The sequence below is a fragment of the Pantanalinema sp. genome (assembly GCA_036704125.1).
Classification (GTDB): Bacteria; Cyanobacteriota; Sericytochromatia; order S15B-MN24; family UBA4093; genus JAGIBK01.
Genome location: DATNQI010000096.1, coordinates 14209 through 38600 on the forward strand (window position 1 = coordinate 14209; position 24392 = coordinate 38600).

The 24392-nt window shown below is 67.9% G+C and carries 25 protein-coding genes; 10 read left to right on the top strand and 15 right to left on the bottom strand.

All coding sequences use genetic code 11. The features are described from left to right. Positions 1–13: 13 nt before the first annotated feature. Positions 14–643, top strand: a complete 630-nt coding sequence (locus V6D00_14825) for a bifunctional precorrin-2 dehydrogenase/sirohydrochlorin ferrochelatase (protein ID HEY9900447.1) — start codon at positions 14–16, stop codon at positions 641–643. Between the two features lie 71 nt (positions 644–714). After that, a complete protein-coding gene (locus V6D00_14830) occupies positions 715–1422 on the top strand; it encodes a Crp/Fnr family transcriptional regulator (protein ID HEY9900448.1) in 708 nt (235 codons plus the stop codon). A gap of 71 nt (positions 1423–1493) precedes the next feature. Here V6D00_14830 and V6D00_14835 read toward each other — a convergent pair whose 3' ends face one another. After that, positions 1494–1619 carry a hypothetical protein gene (locus tag V6D00_14835; GenBank protein ID HEY9900449.1) on the bottom strand — a complete coding sequence of 42 codons (126 nt, stop codon included), beginning with the start codon at positions 1617–1619 and terminating at the stop codon, positions 1494–1496. Between the two features lie 626 nt (positions 1620–2245). On the opposite strand from V6D00_14835, the gene V6D00_14840 reads away from it, so the two are divergent. The 8 genes from V6D00_14840 to V6D00_14875 all read left to right on the top strand — a co-directional run bounded on the left by V6D00_14840 (position 2246) and on the right by V6D00_14875 (position 9885). Next, positions 2246–2734: a universal stress protein gene (locus tag V6D00_14840; protein HEY9900450.1), complete on the top strand. Its 489-nt coding sequence runs from the start codon at positions 2246–2248 to the stop codon at positions 2732–2734. 73 nt (positions 2735–2807) lie between these two features. Next, positions 2808–3470 carry a sensor histidine kinase gene (locus V6D00_14845; GenBank protein ID HEY9900451.1) on the top strand — a complete coding sequence of 221 codons (663 nt, stop codon included), beginning with the start codon at positions 2808–2810 and terminating at the stop codon, positions 3468–3470. Continuing rightward, positions 3467–4132: a response regulator transcription factor gene (locus tag V6D00_14850; GenBank protein HEY9900452.1), complete on the top strand. Its 666-nt coding sequence runs from the start codon at positions 3467–3469 to the stop codon at positions 4130–4132. The genes V6D00_14845 and V6D00_14850 overlap by 4 nt, the downstream gene beginning before the upstream one ends. Before the next feature lie 50 nt (positions 4133–4182). Next, positions 4183–4881, top strand: coding sequence for a response regulator transcription factor (locus V6D00_14855; GenBank protein ID HEY9900453.1), 699 nt, complete (start codon positions 4183–4185; stop codon positions 4879–4881). Positions 4882–4996: 115 nt separating this feature from the next. Then, positions 4997–5602 carry a hypothetical protein gene (locus V6D00_14860; GenBank protein ID HEY9900454.1) on the top strand — a complete coding sequence of 202 codons (606 nt, stop codon included), beginning with the start codon at positions 4997–4999 and terminating at the stop codon, positions 5600–5602. A gap of 125 nt (positions 5603–5727) precedes the next feature. Further along, entirely contained in the window at positions 5728–7092 is a 1365-nt protein-coding gene (gene glnA / locus V6D00_14865) for a type I glutamate--ammonia ligase (protein ID HEY9900455.1), read from the top strand. A 187-nt stretch (positions 7093–7279) separates the two neighbouring features. Continuing rightward, positions 7280–8326 carry a sugar ABC transporter substrate-binding protein gene (locus tag V6D00_14870; protein ID HEY9900456.1) on the top strand — a complete coding sequence of 349 codons (1047 nt, stop codon included), beginning with the start codon at positions 7280–7282 and terminating at the stop codon, positions 8324–8326. Beyond that, positions 8320–9885 carry an ATP-binding protein gene (locus V6D00_14875; protein HEY9900457.1) on the top strand — a complete coding sequence of 522 codons (1566 nt, stop codon included), beginning with the start codon at positions 8320–8322 and terminating at the stop codon, positions 9883–9885. Before V6D00_14870 ends, V6D00_14875 begins: the two co-directional genes overlap by 7 nt. Before the next feature lie 57 nt (positions 9886–9942). On the opposite strand, the gene V6D00_14880 is transcribed toward V6D00_14875, so the two are convergent. The 14 genes from V6D00_14880 to V6D00_14945 all read right to left on the bottom strand — a co-directional run bounded on the left by V6D00_14880 (position 9943) and on the right by V6D00_14945 (position 24199). Next, the gene (locus V6D00_14880; protein HEY9900458.1) at positions 9943–11196 is read right to left on the bottom strand and encodes a hypothetical protein; all 1254 of its coding nucleotides are present in this window, start codon (positions 11194–11196) and stop codon (positions 9943–9945) included. A gap of 158 nt (positions 11197–11354) precedes the next feature. Then, a complete protein-coding gene (gene ahcY / locus V6D00_14885; protein HEY9900459.1) occupies positions 11355–12656 on the bottom strand; it encodes an adenosylhomocysteinase in 1302 nt (433 codons plus the stop codon). A 32-nt stretch (positions 12657–12688) separates the two neighbouring features. Then, on the bottom strand, positions 12689–13801 hold the full coding sequence (locus tag V6D00_14890) for an LptF/LptG family permease (GenBank protein HEY9900460.1): 1113 nt from the start codon (positions 13799–13801) through the stop codon (positions 12689–12691). Beyond that, positions 13798–14514, bottom strand: a complete 717-nt coding sequence (lptB, locus tag V6D00_14895) for an LPS export ABC transporter ATP-binding protein (GenBank protein HEY9900461.1) — start codon at positions 14512–14514, stop codon at positions 13798–13800. Before lptB ends, V6D00_14890 begins: the two co-directional genes overlap by 4 nt. A 7-nt stretch (positions 14515–14521) precedes the next feature. After that, positions 14522–14953 carry an LptA/OstA family protein gene (locus tag V6D00_14900; GenBank protein ID HEY9900462.1) on the bottom strand — a complete coding sequence of 144 codons (432 nt, stop codon included), beginning with the start codon at positions 14951–14953 and terminating at the stop codon, positions 14522–14524. A 2-nt stretch (positions 14954–14955) separates the two neighbouring features. Then, entirely contained in the window at positions 14956–15516 is a 561-nt protein-coding gene (gene lptC, locus V6D00_14905; protein ID HEY9900463.1) for an LPS export ABC transporter periplasmic protein LptC, read from the bottom strand. A 417-nt stretch (positions 15517–15933) separates the two neighbouring features. Next, a complete protein-coding gene (locus tag V6D00_14910) occupies positions 15934–16506 on the bottom strand; it encodes a hypothetical protein (GenBank protein ID HEY9900464.1) in 573 nt (190 codons plus the stop codon). Between the two features lie 65 nt (positions 16507–16571). Next, positions 16572–17015: a DUF5069 domain-containing protein gene (locus tag V6D00_14915; protein HEY9900465.1), complete on the bottom strand. Its 444-nt coding sequence runs from the start codon at positions 17013–17015 to the stop codon at positions 16572–16574. Positions 17016–17159: 144 nt separating this feature from the next. Beyond that, the gene (locus V6D00_14920; protein ID HEY9900466.1) at positions 17160–18707 is read right to left on the bottom strand and encodes an acyl-CoA carboxylase subunit beta; all 1548 of its coding nucleotides are present in this window, start codon (positions 18705–18707) and stop codon (positions 17160–17162) included. A gap of 13 nt (positions 18708–18720) precedes the next feature. Further along, on the bottom strand, positions 18721–19500 hold the full coding sequence (locus V6D00_14925) for an enoyl-CoA hydratase (GenBank protein HEY9900467.1): 780 nt from the start codon (positions 19498–19500) through the stop codon (positions 18721–18723). 61 nt (positions 19501–19561) lie between these two features. Further along, the gene (locus V6D00_14930) at positions 19562–20470 is read right to left on the bottom strand and encodes a hydroxymethylglutaryl-CoA lyase (GenBank protein HEY9900468.1); all 909 of its coding nucleotides are present in this window, start codon (positions 20468–20470) and stop codon (positions 19562–19564) included. A gap of 30 nt (positions 20471–20500) precedes the next feature. Continuing rightward, positions 20501–20713 (bottom strand): biotin/lipoyl-containing protein, encoded by a 213-nt coding sequence (locus tag V6D00_14935; GenBank protein HEY9900469.1) that lies wholly within the window; start codon positions 20711–20713, stop codon positions 20501–20503. A gap of 39 nt (positions 20714–20752) precedes the next feature. After that, on the bottom strand, positions 20753–22093 hold the full coding sequence (locus tag V6D00_14940; GenBank protein ID HEY9900470.1) for an acetyl-CoA carboxylase biotin carboxylase subunit: 1341 nt from the start codon (positions 22091–22093) through the stop codon (positions 20753–20755). Between the two features lie 114 nt (positions 22094–22207). Beyond that, positions 22208–24199 carry a cation:proton antiporter gene (locus V6D00_14945; GenBank protein HEY9900471.1) on the bottom strand — a complete coding sequence of 664 codons (1992 nt, stop codon included), beginning with the start codon at positions 24197–24199 and terminating at the stop codon, positions 22208–22210. Between the last annotated feature and the right edge of the window lie 193 nt (positions 24200–24392).

Consider the following 24392-nt stretch of genomic DNA (forward strand, 5'->3'; position numbering starts at 1 on the left):
TTAGGAGACAACCATGCGCCTGTTCACCGTTAACCTGTGCCTCAAGGACTGGCCCTGCCTGGTCGTCGGGGGCGGCGTCGTCGCCATCCCCAAGGCGAAGCGCATGATCGAGGCGGGGGCGCGGGTGACCGTGATCGCCCCCGACATCAAGGAGGACCTGCCGGGGGCGACCCTCATCCGCCGGGAGGGCCGCATCGAGGACCTGGAGGGGATGAGGCTCGCCATGTTCGCCACCAGCGACCGGGAGCTCAACGCCCGGCTGTACAAGGAGGCGCTGCGGCGCGGCATCCTGGCGGCCGCGGTGGACGACCTGGACAACTGCGACTTCTACATGCCCGCTGTGATGACGCGCGGCGACCTGGAGATCGCCGTCTCGACGAGCGGCACTTGCCCTGCCTACTCGGTGTGGGTGCGCGATCGCCTCGCCGAGATGGTCGACGACTCCTACGGTGTGGCCCTCGCTTGGTTCGCCGGCCTGCGCGAGCGGCTGCGCGTGATCCCCATGGGGCGGCGCGGGGCCCTCTATCGCGCCCTGCTCGCCAGGGACTTCCTGCCCCGCTTCCGAAGCGCCCAGGTCGCGGCCTGGGCCGAGGAGGCCGAGGGGGTCATCGCCGAGCAGGGCGAGGCGGTCAAAGTCGGCTGAGATCGCCAAAAGGGCGCGGGGCGCCTCGAGTTGGGATAAGATGGATCGGTCACCCATCTCACGAGGTCTCGATGATCATTACCCCGTGCCCCGCCGACCTGAAACACCTCGACTTCTTCAGCAGCCTCGAGGAGGGCGAGCTCGCCCTTCTCTCTCAGCGCGCCGTCCTCAAGCGACTCTCGCCGGGGGAGGCCCTCTTCCATGAGGGGGAGCCTCTCGACCCGGCCCTGCGCTTTCTCTACTCCGGCTCCCTCCAGGTCCGCCGGACGTCCAGGAGCGGCAAGGAGACCATCCTGCGCCTGATCCGCAAGGGCGAGATGTTCGGGGTCGCGCCCCTCTTCGACCGAAAGCTCGCTCCGGGCAGCGCCCTTGCGACCGAGCCGACCGAGGTGCTCGAGATCCGGCTCGAGGACCTGATGACGTACCTGACCCACGAGCCGGCCATCGCCATGAAGCTGCTCGTGACCTTCGCCCAGCGCATCCGGGAGCTGCAGGACACCCTCCACGCGGTCGTGTCCGGCCGGGCCAGGACGCGCCTCGCTCGCGTCATCCTCGGCACCCTGGATCAGGGGGGGGCGACGGCCCTGAAGGACGACCTTCGCCTCAAGACCAAGCTTCCCCATGCCACCCTGTCCCGGATGGTCGGCATCACCTACGAGGAGTGCGTCAGGCTCATGCGAGAGTGGTCGCACGAGCCCGAGGTGGTGCGCTACGAGCGTGGCGGGGTGATCATCGTTTGCGATCGCCGCGAGCTGGAGCGCCAGGCCAGCGAGGACTGAGGTCGCGATCCATGAACTGAACGCCGGCCGCGGAAAGCTGGCCTTCCGGGGCCGGAGCGTTGTGTCGGACGTCAGCTGCCGCCGGTGTTCACCACCACGTAGGTCGTGGGGGTGGGGGTTGGCTCCGGTACGGGTACGGCAACCGGTGCGCTCACGGGATAGGGGTAGTAGTAGGGATACGGGTCGTAGATGCTCACTCCACCGTAATTGCCCCCCGAGTAAACGTCGACGTCCCAGTCCGGCCTCCCACCGTCCCAGCCCGGCCTCCCGCCGTCCCAACCGGGCCGCCCACCGCCGCCCGGCCTCCCGCCGTCCCAGCCTGGCCGCCCACCGCCGCCCGGCCTTCCGCCATCCCAGCCCGGCCGCCCACCGCCGCCGCCGCCCGGCCGCCCGCCGCCGCCCGGCCGCATGCCACCGCCGCCGCGACCACCGCCGCGACCGCCGCCGCGACGCTGGATCTCGTAGTCGTTCCCCGACATCCCGTCAGGCGGGCTCAGCTCGTGGCCGACTGAGGCGTTCGGGGTCAGCGTCGTCGGCTGCGCGCAGCCGACGACGCTTGCCACAAGCCCTGCAATGGCGAGGGCAACCGTCGTTTTTACTCGCATGGGCGCTTCCCTCCTTTCGTCCACCTTAGGTGAACCGGGCCTCGCCGTCGCTCGCCGCAAGTGACAGACCGTGCGGCCCATCCTGGGATATAATGATCTTGGCCACCTCCTTGTACGCATTCATCAAGGCAGCCTTTCCGGTAGTTTTTCCGGATGGCGCCATGGATGGCGGGAGGGAGAATGGTGTGAAGTCCATCCCAATGCTGCGAGGAGATACCATGAAGATTCTGTTGGCGACGGATGGCTCCGACCACTCCCGGCTCGCACTCGAGCAGGCCGCCGCAATCGCCGCCGCCGGTGCGGAGGTCGTGGTGCTGGTGGTCTCGAGCCTGGTTGATCTGGGATGGTACGGCGCCATCCCCCATGCGACCGAGGCGCCGTTCGAGGTGCCGACCGCCGAGGAGGCCAATGAGATCCTCGCCCGCGCTTGCGAGACCCTGCAGGGCCGTGGCGTATCCTGCCGCTCCCTGCGCCGGATCGGGGTGCCGGCCGATACCATCCTCGCGGTGGCCGAGGAGGAAGGGGTCGACCTGATCGCCATGGGCTCGCACGGTCGCACCGGCCTGGGTCGATTCCTGCTCGGCAGCGTTTCGAGCCAGGTCTCGACCCACGCCGGATGCTCGGTTCTCATCGCCAAGAGCAAGCGCGAGAGCCATGCGCCCGAGCTCCCCGACCCCATTCACCTTTCGAAGATCCAGAAGGCCTAGCGCGATGCGCAACTCCGAGTCCTCAGAGCGGGTACGCCAGCCCGACGGGCGCATACGGCGCCTGCTGAAGAGGATGCTCGTCCTTCAGGAGGACGAGCGGCGTCAGGTGGCGCGCGAGTTGCACGAGGACGCGGGCCAGCTCTTGACCACGCTGCTCTTCGGCATCAAGCTGCTCGAAGGGGCTCAGACCCTGGACCAGGTCAAGGCGCAGCTGCCCGTCCTGAAGCAACAGACGTGGGACGCGCTCGAGACCATGCGCCAGGTGTCGGTCGCGCTTCGGCCCCCGCTCCTGGAGGACCTGGGACTGGTGGCGACGCTGCGATCTTTCGTGCGGGATTTCGGCGCGCGCCACCAGGTGAAGGTCGCCTTCTCGACGCGCGGCGAAGAGGTGCGTCTGGACCCCATCCAGGAGGTCACCGTGTTTCGCATCGTGCAAGAAGCGCTCGCCAACGCGGGCAAGTACGCCGGGGCCTCGCACCTGCGCGTGGGGGTTCACTTCGAGCCCGACCACCTTCAGGTCGTCGTGGCCGACGACGGCGTGGGCTTCGATGACCCGCTCAGCGGGGGCGCACCCGTTCCGACCGAATCGGTCGGGATCGCCGGGATGCAGCTTCGCGCCGACCTGCTGGGCGGCACCTGCACGGTGGATTCCGCCGCGGGAGACGGCGTCACGGTGACGCTGCGCGTCCCGCTTCCAGACGACCCTGCCACCGACAAGGAGCCGAGCCCCCAATGACTGAAAGCTTCGCCGCCCCCGTTCGCATCCTTCTGGCCGACGACCACGCGATCCTGCGGACGGGACTCAAGCTGATGCTCAGCAACGTCCCCAACCTGGAGGTCGTCGCCGAGGCGACCGACGGCGCCGCGGCGCTTCAGCTGGCTGAGGAGCATCGGCCGGACCTGGTCATCATGGACATCACCATGCCCGGCATGAACGGCATCGAGGCGACCTACGAGCTGAAGCGGCGCCTGCCCGCGACCCGCGTCCTCATGCTGACCATGCACGAGAACGAGGAGATGCTGTTCCGAACGGTGCAGGCGGGGGCCGCGGGCTACGTGCTCAAGAAGTCGGCCGACAACGAGCTGCTGGATGCGATCCGGCAGGTCATGGCCGGCGAGACCTTCCTGCGGCCCGAGATGGCCAAGCAGGTGATCAGGGACTACCTCGACCGGGTGGACGCCGGCGAGGAGGCCCAGTCCTACGAGAGCCTCACCGAGCGCGAGCAGGAGGTCCTCAAGTACCTGGCCGAGGGCATGACCAACAAGCAGGTGGCAGAGAAGCTTGTCCTCAGCGTCCGCACCGTCGAGACGCACCGCATGCGCATCATGGACAAGCTGGCCCTCAAGGGGCGTGCCGCGCTGGTGGCTTACGCCAAGCGCCGCGGCCTGGTGCTCTGACGACGCGACTACCCTTATTTATCGCTTCGCGGTAGGATCTCATGGCCACTATGAAGAAGCCATCGATCCTGATCGCCACGGCCGATGCCGAGCTCAAGCGGCTCCTCGCCTTCCTGGTCCAGAAGCAGGGCGGTACGGAGCAGCTGAGCGCTGCAAGCGCCGGCGAGGCGCTGCGCAAGGCGGAGGCCGCCCTGCCGGCCCTGGTGCTGGTCGATTCGGCCCTGCCCGGCAGCGACGGCCTTACGCTCTGCCGCAGGCTGCGCGCCGTTGCGACCTTCATGGACACGCCCATCTTCTTCCTGGGCGATCGCGCGGAGGCGAAATATCAGGCCTTTCAAGCCGGTGCCACCGACGTGATGATCAAGCCCCTGGACCAGCTGGAGTTCCAGTACCGACTCAAGGTCCACCTGCGCGCCCGCCAGCGGGGGCTCGAGGACGCCGGGGCCATCGAGGCAGGCACCCTCAAGCTCGAGACCGCCTCCCACACCGCGACCCTGAGGGGCCTGGCTGTCCCGCTCACCCCTTCCGAGTTCGCCATCCTGAGCTTCCTCGCAGGTCACCCGGAGCGGCCCGTCACGACCGAGGCCCTCCTGGTCGAGGCCCTCGGCGAGCCCAAGCATCTCGGCAATCCCCAGGTGGTCCACACCCACATCAAAAACCTGCGCCGGAAGCTGGAGCGCGTCTCGGCCGAGCCTGCCCTGATCCGCTCGTCCCGGCGAGGCTACACCTTCCACCCGCCGAGCGCCTGACGGTTTCTTGGTTGAAAATCAACCAAACCTTAATTTATTCATAAGAACTTGACCGCCCGGGGGGGCGACAACCATGGCACAAGCTTCACCTCTCACTCGAATGGAGGCTGCCCCCATGTCCAACCCCATCACCGGCCTTTCCGAGCGCAGCATGAACGACCTTCGCAAGAAGGCGAACGAGGTCGTCACGCGCTTCGACGCCGACCGCAACGGACGCATCGACAAGGCCGAGGGTGCGCCCCTCTTCAGCCACAAGGATAGCAGCTCATCCTCCAGCCGCGACTGGCTCACCGGTGATTTCGTCACGGTCACCACCGTCACCTATGACGTGCTCAAGGGCCTGCGCCACGGGGATGCCGGGCTTGCCGACGCGAACGGCGACGGCCTCGACTCCGACGAGATCGTCAACGCGGTCCTGCGCGAGGCGGACAGGAACGGCAACGGGAAGCTGGACAAGGGCTTCCTCTCCCTGTTCGGCAACGAGCGCCTCAGCGCGACCCCCGGCCGGATCGACAGCAAGTTCGTCGAGACCTCGCGCCGCGAGACGGGCCGCTCGAGCTACACCTACTACAGCCCGCTGCCCCGCGAAGACGATCGTCCGACGCCTCCTTCCACCGGCGGCGATTACCGCCCGACCCCGCCCTCGACCGGGGGCAGCAGCCGCCCGACCCCGCCCTCGACCGGGGGCAGCAGCCGTCCCACCCCCCCTTCGATCGACTGAAAACTTGAAGAGAGGCCGCGTCGTCGCGGCCTCTCTTTTTTGCGCGCGGTCTTCAGATCATCTTCAGCGAAGAGCGTGTAGCATGGGAGGGTTCGATCCCCAGCACAAGGAGGAGCATCGCCCCCATGACCACGACTGCAACGCATGAAACCCAGGCCGCCGCGATCGCCCAGGTTCTCTCGCAGTGTCAGGAGCAGAACGTCAAGTTCATCAACCTCCAGTTCTGCGACATCCTCGGCGTCGTCAAGAGCGTCACGATCCCCACCACCCAGTTCGAGGACGCCATCCGGCACGGCAAGTGGTTCGACGGCTCGTCCATCGAGGGCTACCTGCGCATCGCCGAGTCCGACATGTTCCTGCTGCCCGACCTGGCCACCTTCCGGGTGATTCCGTGGGACCAGTCCGAGACCAAGAAGCACGCCCGGGTCATCTGCAACGTGTTCCTGCCGGACGGCTCACCCTTCGTCGGGGATCCCCGTGGCGCGCTGCAGCGCATGGTCGCCAAGGCCCGCAGCCTCGGCTACGAGTTCAACACCGGCCCCGAGCTCGAGTTCTTCCTCTTCAAGAGCAACGAGCCTGGCAAGGTCGAGGCCCTACCGAACGATCAGGGCGGCTATTTCGATCTCTCGACGGACCTGGCCATGGACGTTCGCGCCGACATGGTGAATGCCCTCGAGGAGATGGGCATCGAGGTCGAGACCTCTCACCACGAGGTCGCCGCCGGCCAGCACGAGATCGACTTCAAGTACGCCGACGGCGTCACCACCGCCGACAGCGCCGTGACCTTCCGCTACACCCTCAAGGCGATCGCCCAGCGCCACGGCCTGCACTGCACCTTCATGCCCAAGCCCATCTTCGGCGCGGCCGGCAGCGGCATGCACACCCACATAAGCCTCTTCAAGGGCGGCGAGAACGCCTTCTACGATGCGAACGACCCTTACGGCCTCAGCCAGACCGCGCGGCACTTCATCGCGGGGGTCCTCGCGCACGCCGCCGGCATGATCGCCATCCTCGCTCCGACCGTCAACTCCTACAAGCGCCTGGTGCCGGGCTACGAGGCTCCGGTCTACGTCTCGTGGGCCCGCAACAACCGCTCGGCGCTCGTCCGCATCCCTCGCATCAACCCCCGCGTCCCCAAGGCCACGCGCGTCGAGCTGCGCTGCCCCGACCCCAGCTGCAACCCCTACCTGGCCTTCGCGGTCATGCTCGCGGCCGGCCTCGACGGCATCGAGCGCAAGCTCGCCCTGCGCGACGCGGTCGAGGAGGACCTCTACCACATGCCCCTGGCCGAGCGCACCTCGCGCGGCATCCACGCCCTGCCCGGCAGCCTCGGCGAGGCGCTCGAAGAGCTCAAGAAGGACAAGGTGGTCCAGGACGCCCTCGGCGAGCATATCTACGAGCGCTTCATTGACACCAAGAGCCAGGAGTGGGACGAGTACCGCCTCCAGGTCACCCCGTGGGAGCGCGAGCGCTACCTCGAGCTGTACTAGCCGCCCCCTCTTGCCCCGAAGCGCCCGGCTCACCGCCGGGCGCTTCGGGTTGTCACGAATTGTAAGGCGGGAGTTCCCTTGGTACAATGCGCCTAGTCCATCCGTCGAAGGGAGCAGCCTGCATGACGCCCCGCACCCCCTGCCCATCGACCCTCGTTGCCGAGGCCTCCCGTCATCCACCGCGCCCATGATCGCAGCGACGCGCCCCTTTCTTCTTGCCTGCGTGCTCGCCCTCGCCCTCGCAGCGCCAGGCCGTGCGGCGACCCCCTACGTCATCGGGGTCGTCTACTGGTCGATGGCCATCCCCGGCCAGGTGGCCATGCGACGCGGGCTTGAGGCCGCGGCCGCCGAGATCAACCGCTCGCGTCCGCCGCGCCCCATCCGCCTGATCGCCTTCGTCGGCGGGGACGGTGAGGAGGGGATCCGCCGGCAGCGCGCGGCCATGGCGCACCTGGTCCGGCGGCGCCCCGACGCCATCATCCTCCAGCCCATCGACTCGGCGGCGCTCTCCGGGCCGGTGCAAGACGCCAACCGCGCCAACATTCCGGTGGTGGCCTACGACCAGTACGTCCTCAACGGTAGGCTCGCGTGCTACCTGACCAGCAACAACACGCTCGCCGGCACCCTGGACGGCGAGTATCTGGCGTACCGCTTCCGTTCGCGCACCCGGGCCCATCCGCTGCGCTTGGTCATCGTCGAGTACCCCTACGTCACCTCGACGGTCGAGCGCGTGGAGGGCCTGCTGGACGCGCTGGTCAAATCGGGCACCCCCTACCGGATCGTGGCCCGCTACCAGGCCATCGAGCCCAAGGCGGGAAGGGCGGTGGGCCGCGCGATCGCCCGCAATCATCCGCGCGGGACGGTCGATGCGGTCTTTTGCGTCAACGATGGGGGCGGGCTCGACATCAAGAGGCAGCTCGAGGCCGCCAAGCGCACCGACATCGTGATGGCGACCATCGATGGCGACCCTGCCTCGGTCCGATCCATCGTCGAGGGAGGGGCGATCGGCATCGACACGGCCCAGTTCTGCGGGGCCCTGGGGGCCGAGAGCCTCAAGGTGACGCATCGCCTGCTGCGCGGGGAGCGAATCCCCCGGCAGGTCCTCGTCACCGTCTTTCCCGTCACCAAGGCCAGCGTCGCGGCCTTCCCCGGCTGGGATGGGGCGGTGCCCCGGGTGATCCGCCGGCCGTGGCCCCCCTACGAGCAGGTCCCGGGGAACCGGCTGACATGGTGATGCCCGCGCGCTTCGTCTCGCTCCGGACGCGCCTGAGCGTCAGCCTGGTCTTCTTCCTGGCCCTCACCCTGGGCCTGCTGGCCTTCTTCCTCGACGGGGTCAACATGCGCCTGGTTCACCAGCAGACCCTGGTGCGCGAGGAGCTGTTCGCGCGCAACGTGCAGCTCTCCATCAACCAGGTCCTGTTCGCGGGCAAGTACCAGGCCCAGGCCTACCTCGAGACCCTCAAGGAGGAGGGGCGGGACCTCTGCTACGTCCGGATCATCGAGCGTGCCTCGGGCCGGGCGATCGCCTCGACCGACCCGACCGAGGTGGGCCGCCGCTTCGACGACCCGGTGACGCGCCGGGCGCTCGCTCACACGGCGCGCAACGCGATCCTGACCCAGGACGTCACGGACCCGAGGGCGGGGCGCTGCCACGACCTCGCCCTGCCCTACGTGCGGGGCTACCTCAAGGTGAGCGAGGGCGTCATCCGGGTGGGGATCTCGCAGGAGGCCGAGCGGCGCGAGCTCGCGCAGGCCCGCTTCCTCACCCTCTCCTTGATCCTCCTCTTCCTCGCGATCGGGACGCTGCTCGCGGTCACCCTTGGCTTCCAGCTGACCTCCAGGCTCAAGCGCCTGGTGCTCGCGACCCGGCGGTTCGGGCTGGGCCACTACGAGACCCAGGTTCAGGTCCCGGACTTGCCGGGCGATGAGCTGGGCCTCCTGGGGCAAGCCTTCAACCAGATGGCCGCGCGGCTGAAGGCGAGCGCCGAGGACCTGGAGCGCCAGGTGCGCGAGCGCACCACCGAGCTTGCCCGGGCAAACGAGAGCCTGCGCGAGAGCTACGAGAAGCTGCGGCAGCTGGACCAGCTCAAGAGCGCCTTCGTCAGCGCCGTCTCGCACGATCTAAGGACCCCCCTGACCTCGATCAAGGGCTACGCCGAGTTCCTGGAGGACCAGGTCGGAGGCCCCATGCGCCCCGAGCAGCTGGAGTTCGTCGTGCAGATCGAGCGGGGCGTCGAGCGCCTCGAGAACCTCGTCAACGACCTGCTGGACTTCGCGCGGATCGAGGCGGGCACCTTCACGCTGCGCCTCGGGAGGGCAGACCTGACCAGCGAGATTCGCTCGGTGATCGAGAGCCTGCGCCCCCAGCTCCAGGAGGCGCAGCTGGACATCCGCGTGGAGGCGCCGGACGCCCCGCTGCGCGTCGTGCTGGACCCTGAGCGGATCGCGCGCGTGCTGACCAACCTCCTCAACAACGCCATCAAGCTCACCCCTCAGGGCGGGCGCATCGTGGTGCGCGCCAGCCAGGAGGGCGATTGCGTCCGCTGCGAGGTCGAGGACACCGGCCCGGGCATCGCGGCCGACGACATCCCCAAGCTGTTCCAGCGCTTCTCGCAGCTTCCGCAGGGGATGCACAAGGGAGGCACCGGCCTGGGGCTAAGCATCTCCAAGACGATCATCGAGGCGCACGGCGGCGAGATCGGGGTGCGCAGCCATCTGGGGGTCGGCAGCACCTTCTGGTTCACCCTTCCGATCGACGGCCCGAGATCCCAGGCAGACCAGCCTAGCTCATGAGCGAAGGCGGGCCCTCGACGAGGGCCCGCCTGCCAAATCGTCCGTCGCGCTCGGGGATTAGTCGCCCGAGATCCACTTGCCGACGCGCTGGAAGAAACCGCCGACTCCCTGTCGCGCTTCCTTGACGCCCTTGCCGACGCCGTCGGCCACGTCGCCGGCGAAGTCCTTCACGTCGTCCACCGCCTCCTCGACGGCGAACTCGGCGATCTTGTAGCTCTTGACGACCGTGTTGCCGACCGCCGTGGCCGCGTCGGAGACGCCGTCAGCGACGGCCTCGGCCGCGTCGACGACCCCGTCCTTCACCGCGATGGCGCCGTCGACGACGCCGTCCACCACCTTGCCGGGCAGGGCGAGGATCTCGGCCTTGGCCTCGGCCCGCTCCTCCGAGAGGATCTTGGAGGCCGCCTGCTTCCACTTGCCCTCGGGGTCCATGGGGAGGGCGGCGATCCGCTCACGCGCCTGCTCGAGATGCTTCCCCTGGATGATGGCGACCGGGATGGGGGCGATGGCGGTCACGGCGATGACCTGGGCGTCGTCCTTGAGGTCGCTGGCCATCTCGGTGATCTTGTCCCCGAAGGCGTCCACGGCGTTGCCTACCGCGTGGGCCGCGTCCGAGACGCCGTCAGCGACGGCCTCGGCCGCGTCGACGACCCCGTCCTTGACGGCGATGGCGCCGTCGACGACCCCGTCCTTGACCGCCACCGCGGCATCGACGACTCCGTCCGCCACCTTGCCGGGGATGGCGATGATCTCCTTCTTGGCTGCGGCCTGCTCCTCGGCGAAGATCTTGGAGGCTTCCTGCTTCCACTTGCCGTCGGGGTCCATCGGCAGCTTCGCGATGCGCTCGCGTGCCTGGTTGAGGTGGCGGGCCTCGATCACGGCGACGACGGGGGCCGCGACCGCGGTCACCGCGGCGACCTGCGCGTCCTCCTTGAGCTCCTGCCCGACCTTCTTGATCTGGTCGTCCACGTACTCGCCGACGGTGGGGTACTTGGTCTCGACCGTGTCGGAAGGAAGCGCCGGCTTGGCGGTCCCCTGGGCGACCGCCGGCGGGAGGGTCGGCTTGACCGGCACCACGGCGGTGCCGGGCTCGCACTGCTGCGCCTTGGTGTAGTTCTGGAACTCGTGCATCTTGGCACGGGTCCTGGGGCCTTCCTTGCCGTCTTCCTTCAGCCGGGGGCCCGAGAGGTGGCCCTGGTCGATGTGCTTGTTGAGCTCCTGCTGGAGCTTCTTGGTGCCCTCGCTGTACGGCTTGATGCCGGTTGCCGACAGGGCAGCGTTCGTGCCTGCGACGTTCTTGATGGTGCTCATGCGGGGCCTCCTGACGGTGGGGGGATGAAGACGACGATGGGGATCTTGCTTGTTTGTACCCGTTCTATCGGGCCAAGTCGCTCGGATCTTTCGTCCCGGGCCGAAATAAGGCGGGACCCGCCGGCATGGCGGGCCCCGTCGTGTCACCCAGCGGGTGCTTAGTAGCGGTAGTGCTCGGGCTTGTAGGGGCCCTCGACCGGCACGCCCAGGTAGGCGGCCTGGTCGTCGCTCAGCTTGGTCAACTTGACGCCCAGCTTGGCGAGGTGCAGGCGGGCGACTTCCTCGTCGAGCTTCTTGGGCAGGACGTGGACGCCGAGCTCGAACGACTCGCTCCAGAGGGCGATCTGGGCCAGCACCTGGTTGGTGAAGGAGGTGCTCATGACGAACGAGGGGTGGCCGGTCGCGCAGCCCAGGTTGACCAGGCGGCCGCGCGCGAGCAGGATGATCCCCTTGCCGCTCGGCATGAGGAAGCGCTCGACCTGGGGCTTGATCTCCTCGAGCGCAGCGCCCGACTCGTTGACGAGCCACGCCACGTCGATCTCGCAGTCGAAGTGCCCGATGTTGCAGACGATCGCGTTGTCCTTCATCGCCTTCAGGTGCTCGGAGCGGACGATGCCCTTGCAGCCGGTGGTGGTCACGAAGATGTCGCCGAGGGCCGCGGCGTCCTCCATGGTGACGACCTCGTAGCCCTCCATCGCGGCCTGAAGGGCACAGATGGGGTCGATCTCGGTGATGAGCACGCGGGCGCCGAAGCCGCGCATGGAGTGGGCGCAGCCCTTGCCCACGTCGCCGTAGCCGGCGACCACGACCACCTTGCCCGCCACCATCACGTCGGTGGCGCGCTTGAGGCCGTCGGCGAGGCTCTCGCGGCAGCCGTAGAGGTTGTCGAACTTGGACTTGGTGACCGAGTCGTTCACGTTGATCGCGGGCACCTTGAGCTCGCCGCGCTCCATCATCTGGTAGAGGCGGTGGACGCCGGTGGTCGTCTCCTCGGAGATGCCCTTGATCTCGGCGAGCAGCTCGGGGAACTTCTGGTGGACCATGATCGTGAGGTCGCCGCCGTCGTCGAGGATCATGTTTAGGCCGCTGCCGTCGGGCCAGCGCAGGGTCTGCTCGATGCACCAGTCGTACTCGGCCTCGGTCTCGCCCTTCCAGGCGAAGACGGGGATGCCGCTGGCAGCGATCGCGGCGGCGGCGTGGTCCTGGGTCGAGTAGATGTTGCAGCTCGACCAGCGGACCTCGGCGCCGAGCGCCACCAGCGTCTCGATCAAGACGGCGGTCTGGATGGTCATGTGGAGCGAGCCCGCGATCCGGGCGCCCTTGAGGGGCTTGCTTTCGCCGTAACGCTCGCGCAGCGCCATCAGGCCGGGCATCTCCTTCTCGGCGATCGCGATCTCCTTGCGGCCGAACTCAGCCAGGCTGATGTCCGCGACCTTGTAGTCGTGGGCGGTTTGAACCATGGTCAAGCGTATTCTCCTTATGAATGCGGAAGTTAACTGCGCGCGGCGCGGGCGATGAGCCCGAGGCCCAGGGCCGCGCCGAGGATGTTGGGCATCCAGGCGGCGAGCGCGGGCGGCAGGTGTCCCGTCTGCCCCAGGGCCATGAAGGTGAACATGGCCACGTAGTAGACGAAGATGATGAGGATGCTCAGGCCCAGCCCGATGGACGAGGAGCTACGATTGGGGCGCAGCCCCAGCGGGGCTCCCACCAGCATGAAGACCATGCTCGCGAACGGGACCGAGAGCTTCTGGTGCAATTGTACGCGCAATTCGTTGAGGCCGCTACCTTGCACGCCGCTCTCCTCGAGGCGCCGGATGTGAGCGCTCAGCTCGCGCACGTTCATCTCGGTGGGGGCGCGCTGCTCGCTCGAAAGGCTCAAGAGGGCCTCGCGCAGGCGCACCTGCTGCTCCTTGAAGCGCGCGAAGAAGCGATACTCGCCGTTCTCGGCCATCTGGTACAGGATGCCGTCGGAGAAGGTCCAGGCGCCGCCGGTGTAGCGGGCGCGATCGGCGTGGATGATGCGGTCGAGGCGCGAGCCCTCGAACTCCTGCACCAGTACGTTGCGCATCACCTCGCCGTCGAAGGAGCGCGCGTAGAACACCCGCTTGAGTTGCCCCTCTTCCAGCTCCTGGTAGAACACGTTCTCGCGGGCGGTGGGCAGCTTCTTCTGGTGCTGGGCCTCGTAGAGGATGTTCTTGGCGGCCCACTCGGCGCTCGGCACCACGTACTCGTTGAGGGCCACGGTGGCCCCGCTGACCAGGATGCTGACGAGCGCCACCGGCGCCATGATGCGGAACAGGGAGACGCCGCAGGCCTTGAGGGCGGTGATCTCGCTGTCGCCCGAGAGGCGCCCGAACGCGAGCAGGCTCGCCAGCAGCATGGCCATGGGGAAGGTGTAGAAGGCCATCTCGGGCAGGCGCAGGGCGATGATCTGGAGCACCGTCACGATGGGCAGGCCGAAGCGCACCATGAGGGTGATCAGCTCGAACAGCACCGAGGTGGCCGTCATGATGGCGGTGAAGGCCCCCACCCCGAAGAGGAAGGGACCGAGCAGCTCGACGATCAAGTAGCGATCGACGATCGAGAGGCCGGGTAAGCGGATCACAGGCTGAACTCTTCCCCCAGGTAGAACTTGCGCGCCAGCTCGTTGTTGGCGATGAAGTCGGGGGAACCCTGGACCACGATCCGGCCCTCGGCCAGGATGTAGGCCCGGTCGGTGATGGCCAGGGTGTCGCGGACGTTGTGGTCCGTGATGAGGATGCCGATGTTGCGGTTCTTGAGCTGGCGGATCATCTTCTGGATGTCCGAGATCGACAGGGGGTCGATGCCGCTGAAGGGCTCGTCCAGCAAGAGGAAGCTCGGGTTGGTCGCCATGGCCCGGGCGATCTCGACGCGCCTGCGCTCGCCGCCCGAGAGCTGCATCCCCTTGGACTTGCGGATCTTCTGGATGTGGAACTCGTCGAGCAGCTCCTCGAGGCGCTCCTTCTGCTGGGCCTTCTTGATCCCCAATAGCTCCCAGACCGCCAGCAGGTTCTGCTCGACGGTCAGCTTGCGGAAGACCGAGGGCTCCTGGGCCAGGTAGCCGATCCCCTTGCGGGCGCGCAGGTGCATGGGAAGCTGCGAGACGTCCTCGCCGTCCAGGGTGATCGCGCCATCGTTGGGACGGACCAGGCCCGTGACCATGTAGAAGGTGGTCGTCTTGCCGGCGCCGTTGGGGCCCAAGAGCCCGACCACCTCGCCGCGGTTGACGTTGATGGACACGTCGTTGACCACGCGTCGCTGGCGGTAAGTCTTGATGAGGTTCTTGGTTTCGATCATTGCCGCGTTACCCTCCGATCTTGGGGGCGGCCGAGCCGGATGCGGGGAGCATCAGGCGGGTGCGCGTCGCGCCCTCGGCGACGAGCCGGCGCTGGGCCACGTAGTAGGTGACCTTGTCGCCGCGGAAGGTCCCGGTTGAGCGCTTGGCCTCGACCTTGCCCGAGAAGACGATCCGCTCCACCCGGTCCTCCTTGGGTGTGGCGTAGATGGTCGCCTGGTCACAGCTCACGGCCAGGTCCTTGAGGGTGATCGCCACGTCGCCCTTGACGGTGTAGGTGTGAGCCCTGCCGTCGTACTCGGTGGTGCGCGCCAGCACCTCCATCTGGTCGAGGGCCTGGGCGGGGGCCGGCGCGGGCTTGGCGGGCGCCGCCAGGGCGGGGGCCTGCCAAAGCGCGAGGGCCATGGCGAGCGAGAGCCGAGCCTGCAGGTTGTGCGTCATGTCTAGTCCCACCCTGTCTCTACCTGGATCGTCGCACGCACCGGCGCGCCCATCCGGACCTGTTCCAAGCTGCGATCGCCCCAGAGCTCGGGCCCCGACAGGCGGCTGACCCCGCGGCTGAAGACCACGTTCCCCTTCGCGTGCAGCGACTGCGACGCGGCCTGCCAGATGATCTCGTCGGCCCTCACCGCCGTGTCGGATCGGGCCGCCCCCACCTGGATCCCCCCCTTCATTCGAAGGTCGCGGGTGCCGGTGTCGAGCACCGCCTCGGGGGAGGCCGCGGTGGAGACCACCCGGCCCCCTTCCCAGAACCGGGCGCGGATCCCACGAAGGTTGGCGACCTGGTTTTCCGAGTCGTAGACCACCGCGTCCGCCTCGAGGTCCCAAAGCTTGGCGCCCTCCGAGAACTCGACGAGATCGACCCCGGAGAAGGTGAAGGCCGGGCCTGCGGGGGTGGCAGACGGGGCCGGCCGGGGCCGGGTCCAGGTGACGACGAGCGAGGAGCCCCACCAGACCCCGAGCGCGAGGACGATCGCACCCGAGAGGATCAGGAGCTTCTTCATTTCAAAGCCAGGCATGCCAATTGCGGATGGGCTCCCGAGAGGGGCGAGCGGAGTGATCTTCTGGAGAAGTATACCACGCGCCCCGCGCGCGTCTTGCCCCCATGACGGGGCGGCGCGCGGAAATGTTCCGCCAGGGGCCACGAAAAAGCCCTGCTGCTCGACCGGCGTCGCCGGGCGAGAATCGCCGGGCGAGGCGGGAGCAGCAGGGCCGGTCGCTGTCCGGCGTGAGAGGCCCTCACGATGGGGCGTCAGAGGCCGGTAAGGTCAGACCATCACGACCTGGAACCAGGGCGCTTTGCCTTGGTTCGTGTCCCCATCATCGCACGGCGGCGCCGGGGATTCCTCTGCGTCGGGGGAATGGCATCTTGTCGCTTGCGCCCTTGACGCTGTCCGGATCCAAGAGGCTGCCCCGAGGGCTCAGCCGACTCGCGCCTCCGGGTCGCCGTGCTCGACGAGCCACGCCACGAAGGCCTCGGTGAAGCGGAGCGACTTGCCGGTGTAGTGCGCGGCGTTCTGGCGCGCGAAGTGGAAGAAGGCGCCCACGTCCTTGCTTGCGATCCCCTCGAGGACCTGCGCGAGCGGCAGGCCATGGTAGCAGCCCTTGGGCGTGAGGTCGCCGACCGCGCACAGGCGATCGCGCACCTCTGCGAGGGCCGCGATGCAGCGCTCCACGATGGCCTGCTCGATCTGGGGGGAGAAGGCGCGCTCGTGGCTCGCCAGGACCTCGAAGAGGGGGCGCTGGGCGTTGTCGAGAAAGACGATCCCGCGCACGGCGAGCTCCGCGGCCGTCGCCCTGGGGATGGCGACCAGTGCGAGGGGATCGCTCGACAGGAAGGTCGTGTGCCGGTTGCGCTGGACCGGGGCAACGAAGGGGCGGGTGTGGCGCTGGTCGCCGCTCGGCTTGGAGAGGGCGTCCTTGAGGAAGGTCTTGCCCCACTTCAGGAAGTCCCGCGAGCTCGAAGGCGATGGCTTGGGCGGATCGTTCGACATACCGGCCTTATACCCGCCGGACCCCAAGAAAAAGCCCGCTCGCCGAAGCGAGCGGGCCAGGTGGGCTAGACCGAGGCGGGGATCGCGTGGTTCTCCTCGACGGCGATCAGCTTGGACCAGTTGTCGATCTCAGGGCGCCCGGGGGCCGCCGCGTCGCGCATGGGGGTGAAGTAGGCGAGCATCTCGGGGTCGGTGATGGGGGCGAGCTGGTGCTTGCGGAAGGCTGCCACTTCCTCGGCGGTCACGGCCTTCTGGTTGGCCTTGACCCAGGCGACGATCTCTTCGTCGGAGGCTCCCGACTTGATCACCTCGCCGAGGGCGTCGGCATCGAGGCCGTAGGCCGCGATGAAGCGCTTGTCCGCGCCGCAGGGGTAGGCGGTGTACTCGCCGCGGGTGCCGGCGAAGCCGGCGCGGGCCTTGTCGATCAGCCGGGGCAGCCACATGTAGCCGTCGAGCTCGGTGTAGGGGCTGCGGGGGAATTCCTTGGTGAGGTCCAGGGCTTGAGGCACGGTCGTCATCCTTTCGCGTTTGGAGCGCGCGCTGCGCGCGCTTGCTGCTTCTTTACTTACCAAAACGAAGCCGCTCTTGTAAAGCGTAGCGCCATTCCTGGAAGAGGGGCCTCTCCCGCTCAGGAGAGGCCCCAGCGATCCGGTCTAGACCGGCAGCACCGAGCGGCGCTTGGGGGTCGGGGGGATGGCCTTGGACTCGTAGGCGGCGAAGCGCTTGATGAGCTCGTCGCGCAGGAGGTTGGGCTCGACGATCCCGTCGATCACCATCTCCGAGGCCAGCCGGTAGATGTCGATGTCGCGCTGGTACTCCTCGCGCTTCTCGGCGACGAAGGCGGCGCGATCCTCCTCGGGCAGCTCGGCGATCTTGTTGGCGTAGACCGCGTTGATGGCGGCCTCGGGGCCCATGACGGCGATCATGGCCGAGGGCAAGGCCAGGCAGACGTCCGGCTCGAAGGCCGGGCCCGACATGGCGTAGAGGCCCGCGCCATAGGCCTTGCGGATGATGACCGAGACCTTGGGCACCGTCGCGTCCGACACCGCCGAGATCATCTTGGCGCCGTGGCGGATGATGCCCTCGCGCTCGACCTTGGACCCGATCATGAAGCCGGGCACGTCCGAGAGGAAGAGCAGGGGGATGTTGAAGGCGTCGCACAGCCAGATGAAGCGCGCGGCCTTGTCGGCGGTGTCGGTGAAGAGCACGCCGCCCTTGACGCGCGACTGGTTGGCGAGGATGCCGACCGCGCGGCCGCCGATGCGGGCGAGGACCGTGATCAGCTCGGGGGCGAAGAGCTTCTTGATCTCGAAGAGCGAGCCTTCATCGACCACCCGGTCGATCAGGTCGAACGTGTTGAAGGGCTGGTTCTGGTTGGCCGGGATGATCGCCTCGATGTCCTTGCCGGGCTTGGGCTCGATGGCGGGGATGACCGGGGCCTTGCCCGTGAAGTTCTGGGGGAAGAACTCCAGGTAGCGCTTGAGGGCGAGGATGGCCTCCTCCTCGGTGGTGACGAGCACGTCGCCGCAGCCCGAGACCGAGCAGTGCATGCGGGCGCCGCCCATCTCCTCGAGGGAGACCTTCTCGCCGATGACCATCTCGGCCATGCGGGGGCTGCCCAGGTACATGCTGGCGTTCTTGTCGACCATGATGGTGATGTCGCAGAAGGCCGGGATGTAGGCGCCGCCCGCGGCCGCCGGCCCGAACAGCAGGCAGATCTGCGGCACCTGGCCGCTCATCTTGACCTCGTTGTAGAAGATCTTGCCCGCGCCCCGGCGACCGGGGAACATCTCGACCTGGTCGGTGATGCGCGCGCCGGCCGAGTCGTCCAGGTACAGCATCGGCACCTGGAGCTTCATGGCCGTCTCCTGGATGCGGATGATCTTCTCGACGGTGCGGTAGCCCCACGAGCCGGCCTTGATGGTCGAGTCGTTGGCCATGACGCAGACGGTGCGGCCGTTTACCTTGCCGATGCCGGTGTAGACGCCGTCGGCGGGCAGATCACCGGCCAGGAAGTTCGCGAACATGGCGTCCTCGAGCTCGAAGCCCTCGTCGAAGAGGAGCTTGAGGCGATCGCGCACGAAGAGCTTGCCCTTGGCGGCGTTGGCGTCGTGGTACTTGGGGGCGCCGCCCTTCTTGATCGTTGCGATCGCGTCGTGCAGCGTCTTCTCGTCGTGTTGCATGGGGGTCGCGGGGTTCATCGGTTCTCCTTGCTTACTCGCCCAAGTAGACGGGCTTGCGCTTCTCGCGGAAGGCGGCGAGGCCCTCCAGGCGATCCTTGGTGGGGATGATGACGTCGTAGGCGCGGCTCTCGAAGAGCATGCCGGTCTTGAGGTCGGTCTCGCTGCCCGCGTTGACGGCGTACTTGGCCTGCTCGAGGGCGATGGGGCCGTTCTCGGCGATCTTAAGGGCCATGGCCATGGCCTCGTCCATCAGGCGATCGGCCGGATACACCTGCTCGACCAGCCCGATCTCCTTGGCCTCGCTGGCGGGGATCCGGCGGGCGGTGAAGATCAGCTCCTTGGCCTTGCCCTTGCCCACCAGGCGGGGCAGGCGCTGGGTGCCGCCCGCCCCCGGGATGATGCCGAGGCTGGTCTCGGTGAGGCCCAGCATGGCCGAGTCGGCCGCCAGGCGGATGTCGCAGGCGAGCGCAAGCTCGGTGCCGCCGCCGAGCGCCAGCCCGTTCACCACCGCGATGACGGGCTTGCCCAGGTCCTCGATGGCGGTGAAGGTGTCGCGGATGGTCCGGATGAACTCCTTGACCTGGACGGGGGTCATGCCGGCGCGCTCCTTCAGGTCGGCGCCGGCCGAGAAGGCCTTTTCCCCCGAGCCGGTGACGATGACCACCCGAACCTCGGGATCGAAGCGCAGCGCCTCGATGGCCTCGCGGAGCATCAGGAGGGTGGGGAAGCTCAGGGCGTTCATCTTGTCGGGACGGTTCAGCTTGAGGACGGTCACCGGCCCGTGGCGCTCGGTGAGCAGGACTTGTTCCATATCGGACTCCAATACAAAGGGCGCTTGCGGCACGTGGGCTGCCTCGAACACCAAGGTGAAGCTAGACCGCGCAGGCGGCCAGGCGGCTCTTGAGGTAGCGGCTGGGCAGCTCCTTGCCGAGCACCCGCTGCATCATGGCCGAGCAGTCGAGGAGCTTTTCCAGGTCGATGCCGGTCTCGATCCCCATCTCGTGAAGGACGTAGACGAGATCGTCGGTGGCGAGGTTGCCCGAGGCGCCCGGCGCGTAGGGGCAGCCGCCGAGACCGCCCGCCGAGGCGTCGAAGGTGGTGACGCCCGCGTCGAGCCCCGCCATGACGTTGGCGAGGGCCGTGCCGCGGGTGTCGTGGAAGTGCAGGGCGAAGCGATCGAGCGAGACGTCGCGCGACAGGCGCTCCAAGAGGGCGCGGACCTGGACGGGGTTGCCCATGCCCGTGGTGTCGCCGAGGCTCACCTGGTAGACGCCCATCTCGAGCAGCTGGTGCACGATGCGCACCACCGCCTCGGGGTCGACCTTGCCCTCGTAGGGGCAGCCGAAGACCACCGACAGGTAGGCGCGCACGGCCACGCCGTCCGCTCGAGCGGCCGAGGCCACCTCGGCGAGGACGCCCAGGGCCTCCGAGACGCTCTTGTTGATGTTCTTGGCGCTGTGGGTCTCGGTGGCCGACATGAACAGCGCGATCGCGTCCATGCCGGCCTCCATGGCCCGCTGGTAGCCCTTGAGGTTGGGGACCAGGCCGGTGTAGGTGACCCCCGGCTTACGCTTGATCGCAGAGGCGACCTCGACGGCGTCGGCCAAAGGCGGGATCCACGCCGGGTTGACGAAGCTCGTCACCTCGATGTGGCCCAGCCCCGTCTCCGAGAGGCAATCGATGAAGCGAACCTTGTCGGCGGTGGCCACCGGGGTCTTCTCGTTCTGAAGACCGTCGCGGGGCCCCACTTCGACCACGTTCACGCGCTTGGGCAACGCCATCGTCGCCGTCTCCCTTCTGGCGAACTTTGACTACTCGAGCGCGAGGACCACGTCGCCTTCGTTGACGAAGTCGCCGGTGCCGACCTTGATCTCCTTGACCGTGCCGGCGGTCTCCGCCTGAAGATACATCTGCATCTTCATGGACTCGAGGGTGGCCACGTCCTGGCCGGCCTGGACCGCATCGCCGGGGGCGACGAGGATCTCGATGATGGTGCCGGCCATGGTGCTGTTGACGTTGGGCATGGGTGCTAGGTTCCTTTCGTGGAGGGGGGTGTTCGAGGGTTAGACCGAGGCCATCAGCTCGGTCGAGACGAAGTCGGTCGTGAAGGTGCCGGCCTTGAACTTGGGGTGCGAGAGCACCGCGTCGATCATGGCCGCGTTGGTCTTGATGCCCTCGACCTTGAGCGCACCGATGGCGGCCTTGAGCTTGGCGATCGCCTCGGCGCGGTCCTCGCCGTAAGCGATCAGCTTGGCGAGCATGGGGTCGTAGTGGGGGCTGACCACCGTGCCGGGCTCGACCCAGGCGTCGATCCGGATCCCCTCGGGCCACTCGAGCGCGCTGAGGGTGCCGGGGCTCGGCATGAAGGTCTTGGGGTCCTCGGCGTAGAGGCGCGCCTCTACGGCGTGGCCCCTGGGCGCGAGGTCCTCCTGCTTGAGGGTGAGCGCCTCGCCCGCGGCGATCCGGATCTGCCACTGGACCAGGTCGATGCCGGTGGTCAGCTCGGTGACCGGGTGCTCGACCTGGAGGCGGGTGTTCATCTCGAGGAAGTAGAAGTTGCGGTCCTTGTCCACCAGGAACTCGAGGGTCCCGGCGTTGGTGTAGCCGATCGCCTCGGCGGCCTTGATCGCGACCTCGCCCATCATGGCGCGCAGGCCCGCGTCGATGACGGGCGAGGGGGCCTCCTCGAGGACCTTCTGGTGGCGGCGCTGAATGGAGCACTCGCGCTCGTTGAGGTGGACCACGTGGCCGTGGTGGTCGGCCAGGACCTGGATCTCGATGTGGCGGGGCTCGACGACGTACTTCTCGACGTAGAGATCGCCGTTGCCGAAGTAGGCCTTGGCGCGCGCCGCGCACAGCTTGTAGGCCTTCTCGAGCTCGGCGTCGTCGTGGCAGAGCTGCATGCCGATGCCGCCGCCGCCGCCAGCCGCCTTGAGCATCACCGGGTAGCCGAAGAGGCTGGCGAGTGCCTGGGCCTCGGCGACGTCGGCCACGGCGCCGTCGGAGCCTGGCACCACGGGTACGCCCGCTTGCTTCATGATGACGCGGGCCTCGGTCTTGACGCCCATCTTGGCGATGACCTCGGGCCGAGGGCCGATGAAGGCGATCCCCGCCTCGGCGCAGGCCGCGGCGAAGGCGGCGTTCTCGGAGAGCAGGCCGTAGCCGGGGTGGATGGCGTCGGCGCCCGTCTGCCTGGCGGCCTCGATGACCGCGTCCATCTTGAGGTAGCTCTGGACCACGGGCGCCGGGCCAATCGCGACGGCCTCGTCGGCCAGCTTGACGTGGAGGGCGTTGGCGTCGGCCTCGGAGTGGACGGCGACAGTGCGGATGCCGAGGGCCTGGCAGGCGCGGATGACGCGGCAGGCGATCTCGCCGCGGTTGGCGATGAGGATCTTGGAAAACATGCGGTTGGTGACCCCTTCGTCGGTGGCGAAGGGCCGGTTCGGCGCTTCGCCCGGTTGATGCTAGCGACCAGTATACCCCATCCCGTCAGAAAGCAGGAAAGGGGGCTCGTGGCCTCACCTGAGCGGGCTGAGCAGCCGGGTGAGGAAGCTCAGCTGGTCGGCCATGCCCATCACGAGCAGCGAGTCCCCGGCGCGGATGACCTGGTCGGCGTCCGGGTTGGGCGAGACGCGGCCGGCGTGGCGCACGGCGAGCACTCCCACCCCGGTCCGGCCCCTGAGGTCGATGTCGCGCAGGCTCTGCTGGTTGAGCGGGGACCCCTCCGGGATGTCGACCCAGGTGATCTCGGCCTCGCCCAGCGCCTCGACCAGATCGAGGACCTGGGTCGGGTCGAAGGCGTCCTCGAACTGCCGGTAGCGCTTGGTACGGATCTGGTGGCTGTAGCGCAGGATCTCGTGGCTGGGGTAGCCGAGCAGGCTGAGAGTGTAGCGGATGACCTCGATGCTCGCCTCGAACTCGGGCTGCACCACCTCGTCGGCGCCCAGGTCGTACAGCACGTCGACGTCCTGGGGACGGTGCGCCCGGGCCTGGACGTTGAGCTTGGGGTTGAGGGCCTTGGCGTTCTTGAGGGCGAGCTGGCAGCTGGTGGGATCGGAGAGGGCCACCAGCATCGCCCTGGCGAGGGGCAGCCGCGCGTGCTTGAGCACCTCGACGTTGGCCGCGTCCCCGTACATGCAGGGGATGTTGCGCGCGGAGAGCTCCTGGAGGGCGTTCTGGTCCACGTCGATGACGAAGATCGGGATCTGGTGGTGGACCAGCACCTTGCACACGTTCTGGCCGAGGCGCCCGAAGCCGCAGATCACCACGTGGTCCACCAGCCCCGTCAGCTCGGCGGTGGCGACGGTGGCCCGGGCCTTCCGGCCTCGGACCTCGCCGAACAGGGGAAGGCGGCGCAGGCGCAGGTAGAGCGGCGTGGCCGCCTGCATGAGCGTCGGGGTGAGGAGGATGGTGACCAGCGCGCTCGAGAGCACCAGGGCGAAGAGGTCCGCGGAGATGATCCCCTGCTGCTGGCCCATCTTGGCCAGGACGAAGGAGAACTCCCCCAGCTGCGCCAGCCCGAGTCCGATACCAAGCGCCGTGCGCCCCGAGTACCGGAAGAGTCGCGCGATCCCGAAGCCCAGCGCCGCCTTCAGCAGGACGATGGCTATGGCGAAGCCCGCCACGCTCGGCAGGTGGGTCGCGATGAAGGCCGGGTTGATGAGCATCCCGGTCGAGACGAAGAACAGGGTGGCGAACAGGTCGCGCAGGGGCAGCACGTCGGCGAGGATCTGGTGGCTGTGGTCCGACTCGCTGACGACGATCCCCGCGATGAAGGCGCCAAGCGCGAGCGAGAGTCCCATCCGGTTGGAGATGACCGCCGTGCCGAAGCACACGAAGATGGCCGCAAGCAGGAACAGCTCCTTGTTGCGGGTGAGCGCGACCCGGCGCATCAGCATGGGGAAGAGCTTGGCGCCCAGGTACACGACCGCCCCGAGGAAGACGGCGGCCTTGGCGAGCGCGAAGAGCATGGGCCACCCAAGGATCTTGGCGGGGTCGCTCAGGTTCGGCATCACGACCATGAAGGGGACGACCGCGAGGTCCTGGACGACGAGCAGCCCGAGCAGGGCCTTGCCGTGGGCCGACTGGATCTCGCCGCGCTCGAGCAGGGTCTTGAGGACGATGAGGGTGCTGGAGAGGGAAATCATGCAGCCGAGCAGGATCCCCGCTCCGAGGCCGAGGCCCAGCAGGCGTGAGGCCAGGGCCGCCACCCCGATGGTGACGAGGATCTGGGCGCTGCCGCCGTAGAGGGCGATCTTCTTGACCGGCTTGAGCTCGGAGAAGGAGAACTCGACCCCCAGGGCGAACATCAGGAGGATGACGCCGAGCTCCGCGAAGGTCTCGATGGTGTGGAGGTCCGAGACGAACTTGAGGCCGTAGGGCCCGATCACAAGGCCACCGATCAGGTAGCCGATGATCACCGGCTGCTTGAGGCGGTAGAAGACGAAGCCCAGGCAGAGGGCCGCCGCCAGCACGACGGCCAGGTCCATCAAGAGTCGGTAAGCATCCATTCCGCCATGGTAACGGATGAGCGAAGCTCCTGCAAACGAAGGCCAAGCCGTTGTTTGCTCGTCCTCGCCGCGCCCGGGGCTTCATGAGAGCTCGATCGCTATCTTCACAAAATTTATGAGGTGTGCGATCTATGGTTTAGCGACTTTCTGCCGAGGGTAAATTTGTACGACGTCACCCGATGGTTCGTTTCAG

Bases quoted from the DNA above. Each gene is read 5' to 3' on its own strand.
- V6D00_14825 (HEY9900447.1), top strand. From the start codon at position 14: ATGCGCCTGTTCACCGTTAACCTGTGCCTCAAGGACTGGCCCTGCCTG.
- V6D00_14830 (HEY9900448.1), top strand. From the start codon at position 715: ATGATCATTACCCCGTGCCCCGCCGACCTGAAACACCTCGACTTCTTC.
- V6D00_14840 (HEY9900450.1), top strand. From the start codon at position 2,246: ATGAAGATTCTGTTGGCGACGGATGGCTCCGACCACTCCCGGCTCGCA.
- V6D00_14845 (HEY9900451.1), top strand. From the start codon at position 2,808: ATGCTCGTCCTTCAGGAGGACGAGCGGCGTCAGGTGGCGCGCGAGTTG.
- V6D00_14850 (HEY9900452.1), top strand. From the start codon at position 3,467: ATGACTGAAAGCTTCGCCGCCCCCGTTCGCATCCTTCTGGCCGACGAC.
- V6D00_14855 (HEY9900453.1), top strand. From the start codon at position 4,183: ATGAAGAAGCCATCGATCCTGATCGCCACGGCCGATGCCGAGCTCAAG.
- V6D00_14860 (HEY9900454.1), top strand. From the start codon at position 4,997: ATGTCCAACCCCATCACCGGCCTTTCCGAGCGCAGCATGAACGACCTT.
- glnA (HEY9900455.1), top strand. From the start codon at position 5,728: ATGACCACGACTGCAACGCATGAAACCCAGGCCGCCGCGATCGCCCAG.
- V6D00_14870 (HEY9900456.1), top strand. From the start codon at position 7,280: ATGATCGCAGCGACGCGCCCCTTTCTTCTTGCCTGCGTGCTCGCCCTC.
- V6D00_14875 (HEY9900457.1), top strand. From the start codon at position 8,320: ATGGTGATGCCCGCGCGCTTCGTCTCGCTCCGGACGCGCCTGAGCGTC.
- V6D00_14880 (HEY9900458.1), bottom strand. From the start codon at position 11,196: ATGAGCACCATCAAGAACGTCGCAGGCACGAACGCTGCCCTGTCGGCA.
- ahcY (HEY9900459.1), bottom strand. From the start codon at position 12,656: ATGGTTCAAACCGCCCACGACTACAAGGTCGCGGACATCAGCCTGGCT.
- lptB (HEY9900461.1), bottom strand. From the start codon at position 14,514: ATGATCGAAACCAAGAACCTCATCAAGACTTACCGCCAGCGACGCGTG.
- V6D00_14900 (HEY9900462.1), bottom strand. From the start codon at position 14,953: ATGACGCACAACCTGCAGGCTCGGCTCTCGCTCGCCATGGCCCTCGCG.
- lptC (HEY9900463.1), bottom strand. From the start codon at position 15,516: ATGAAGAAGCTCCTGATCCTCTCGGGTGCGATCGTCCTCGCGCTCGGG.
- V6D00_14910 (HEY9900464.1), bottom strand. From the start codon at position 16,506: ATGTCGAACGATCCGCCCAAGCCATCGCCTTCGAGCTCGCGGGACTTC.
- V6D00_14920 (HEY9900466.1), bottom strand. From the start codon at position 18,707: ATGAACCCCGCGACCCCCATGCAACACGACGAGAAGACGCTGCACGAC.
- V6D00_14925 (HEY9900467.1), bottom strand. From the start codon at position 19,500: ATGGAACAAGTCCTGCTCACCGAGCGCCACGGGCCGGTGACCGTCCTC.
- V6D00_14930 (HEY9900468.1), bottom strand. From the start codon at position 20,470: ATGGCGTTGCCCAAGCGCGTGAACGTGGTCGAAGTGGGGCCCCGCGAC.
- V6D00_14935 (HEY9900469.1), bottom strand. From the start codon at position 20,713: ATGCCCAACGTCAACAGCACCATGGCCGGCACCATCATCGAGATCCTC.
- V6D00_14940 (HEY9900470.1), bottom strand. From the start codon at position 22,093: ATGTTTTCCAAGATCCTCATCGCCAACCGCGGCGAGATCGCCTGCCGC.
- V6D00_14945 (HEY9900471.1), bottom strand. From the start codon at position 24,199: ATGGATGCTTACCGACTCTTGATGGACCTGGCCGTCGTGCTGGCGGCG.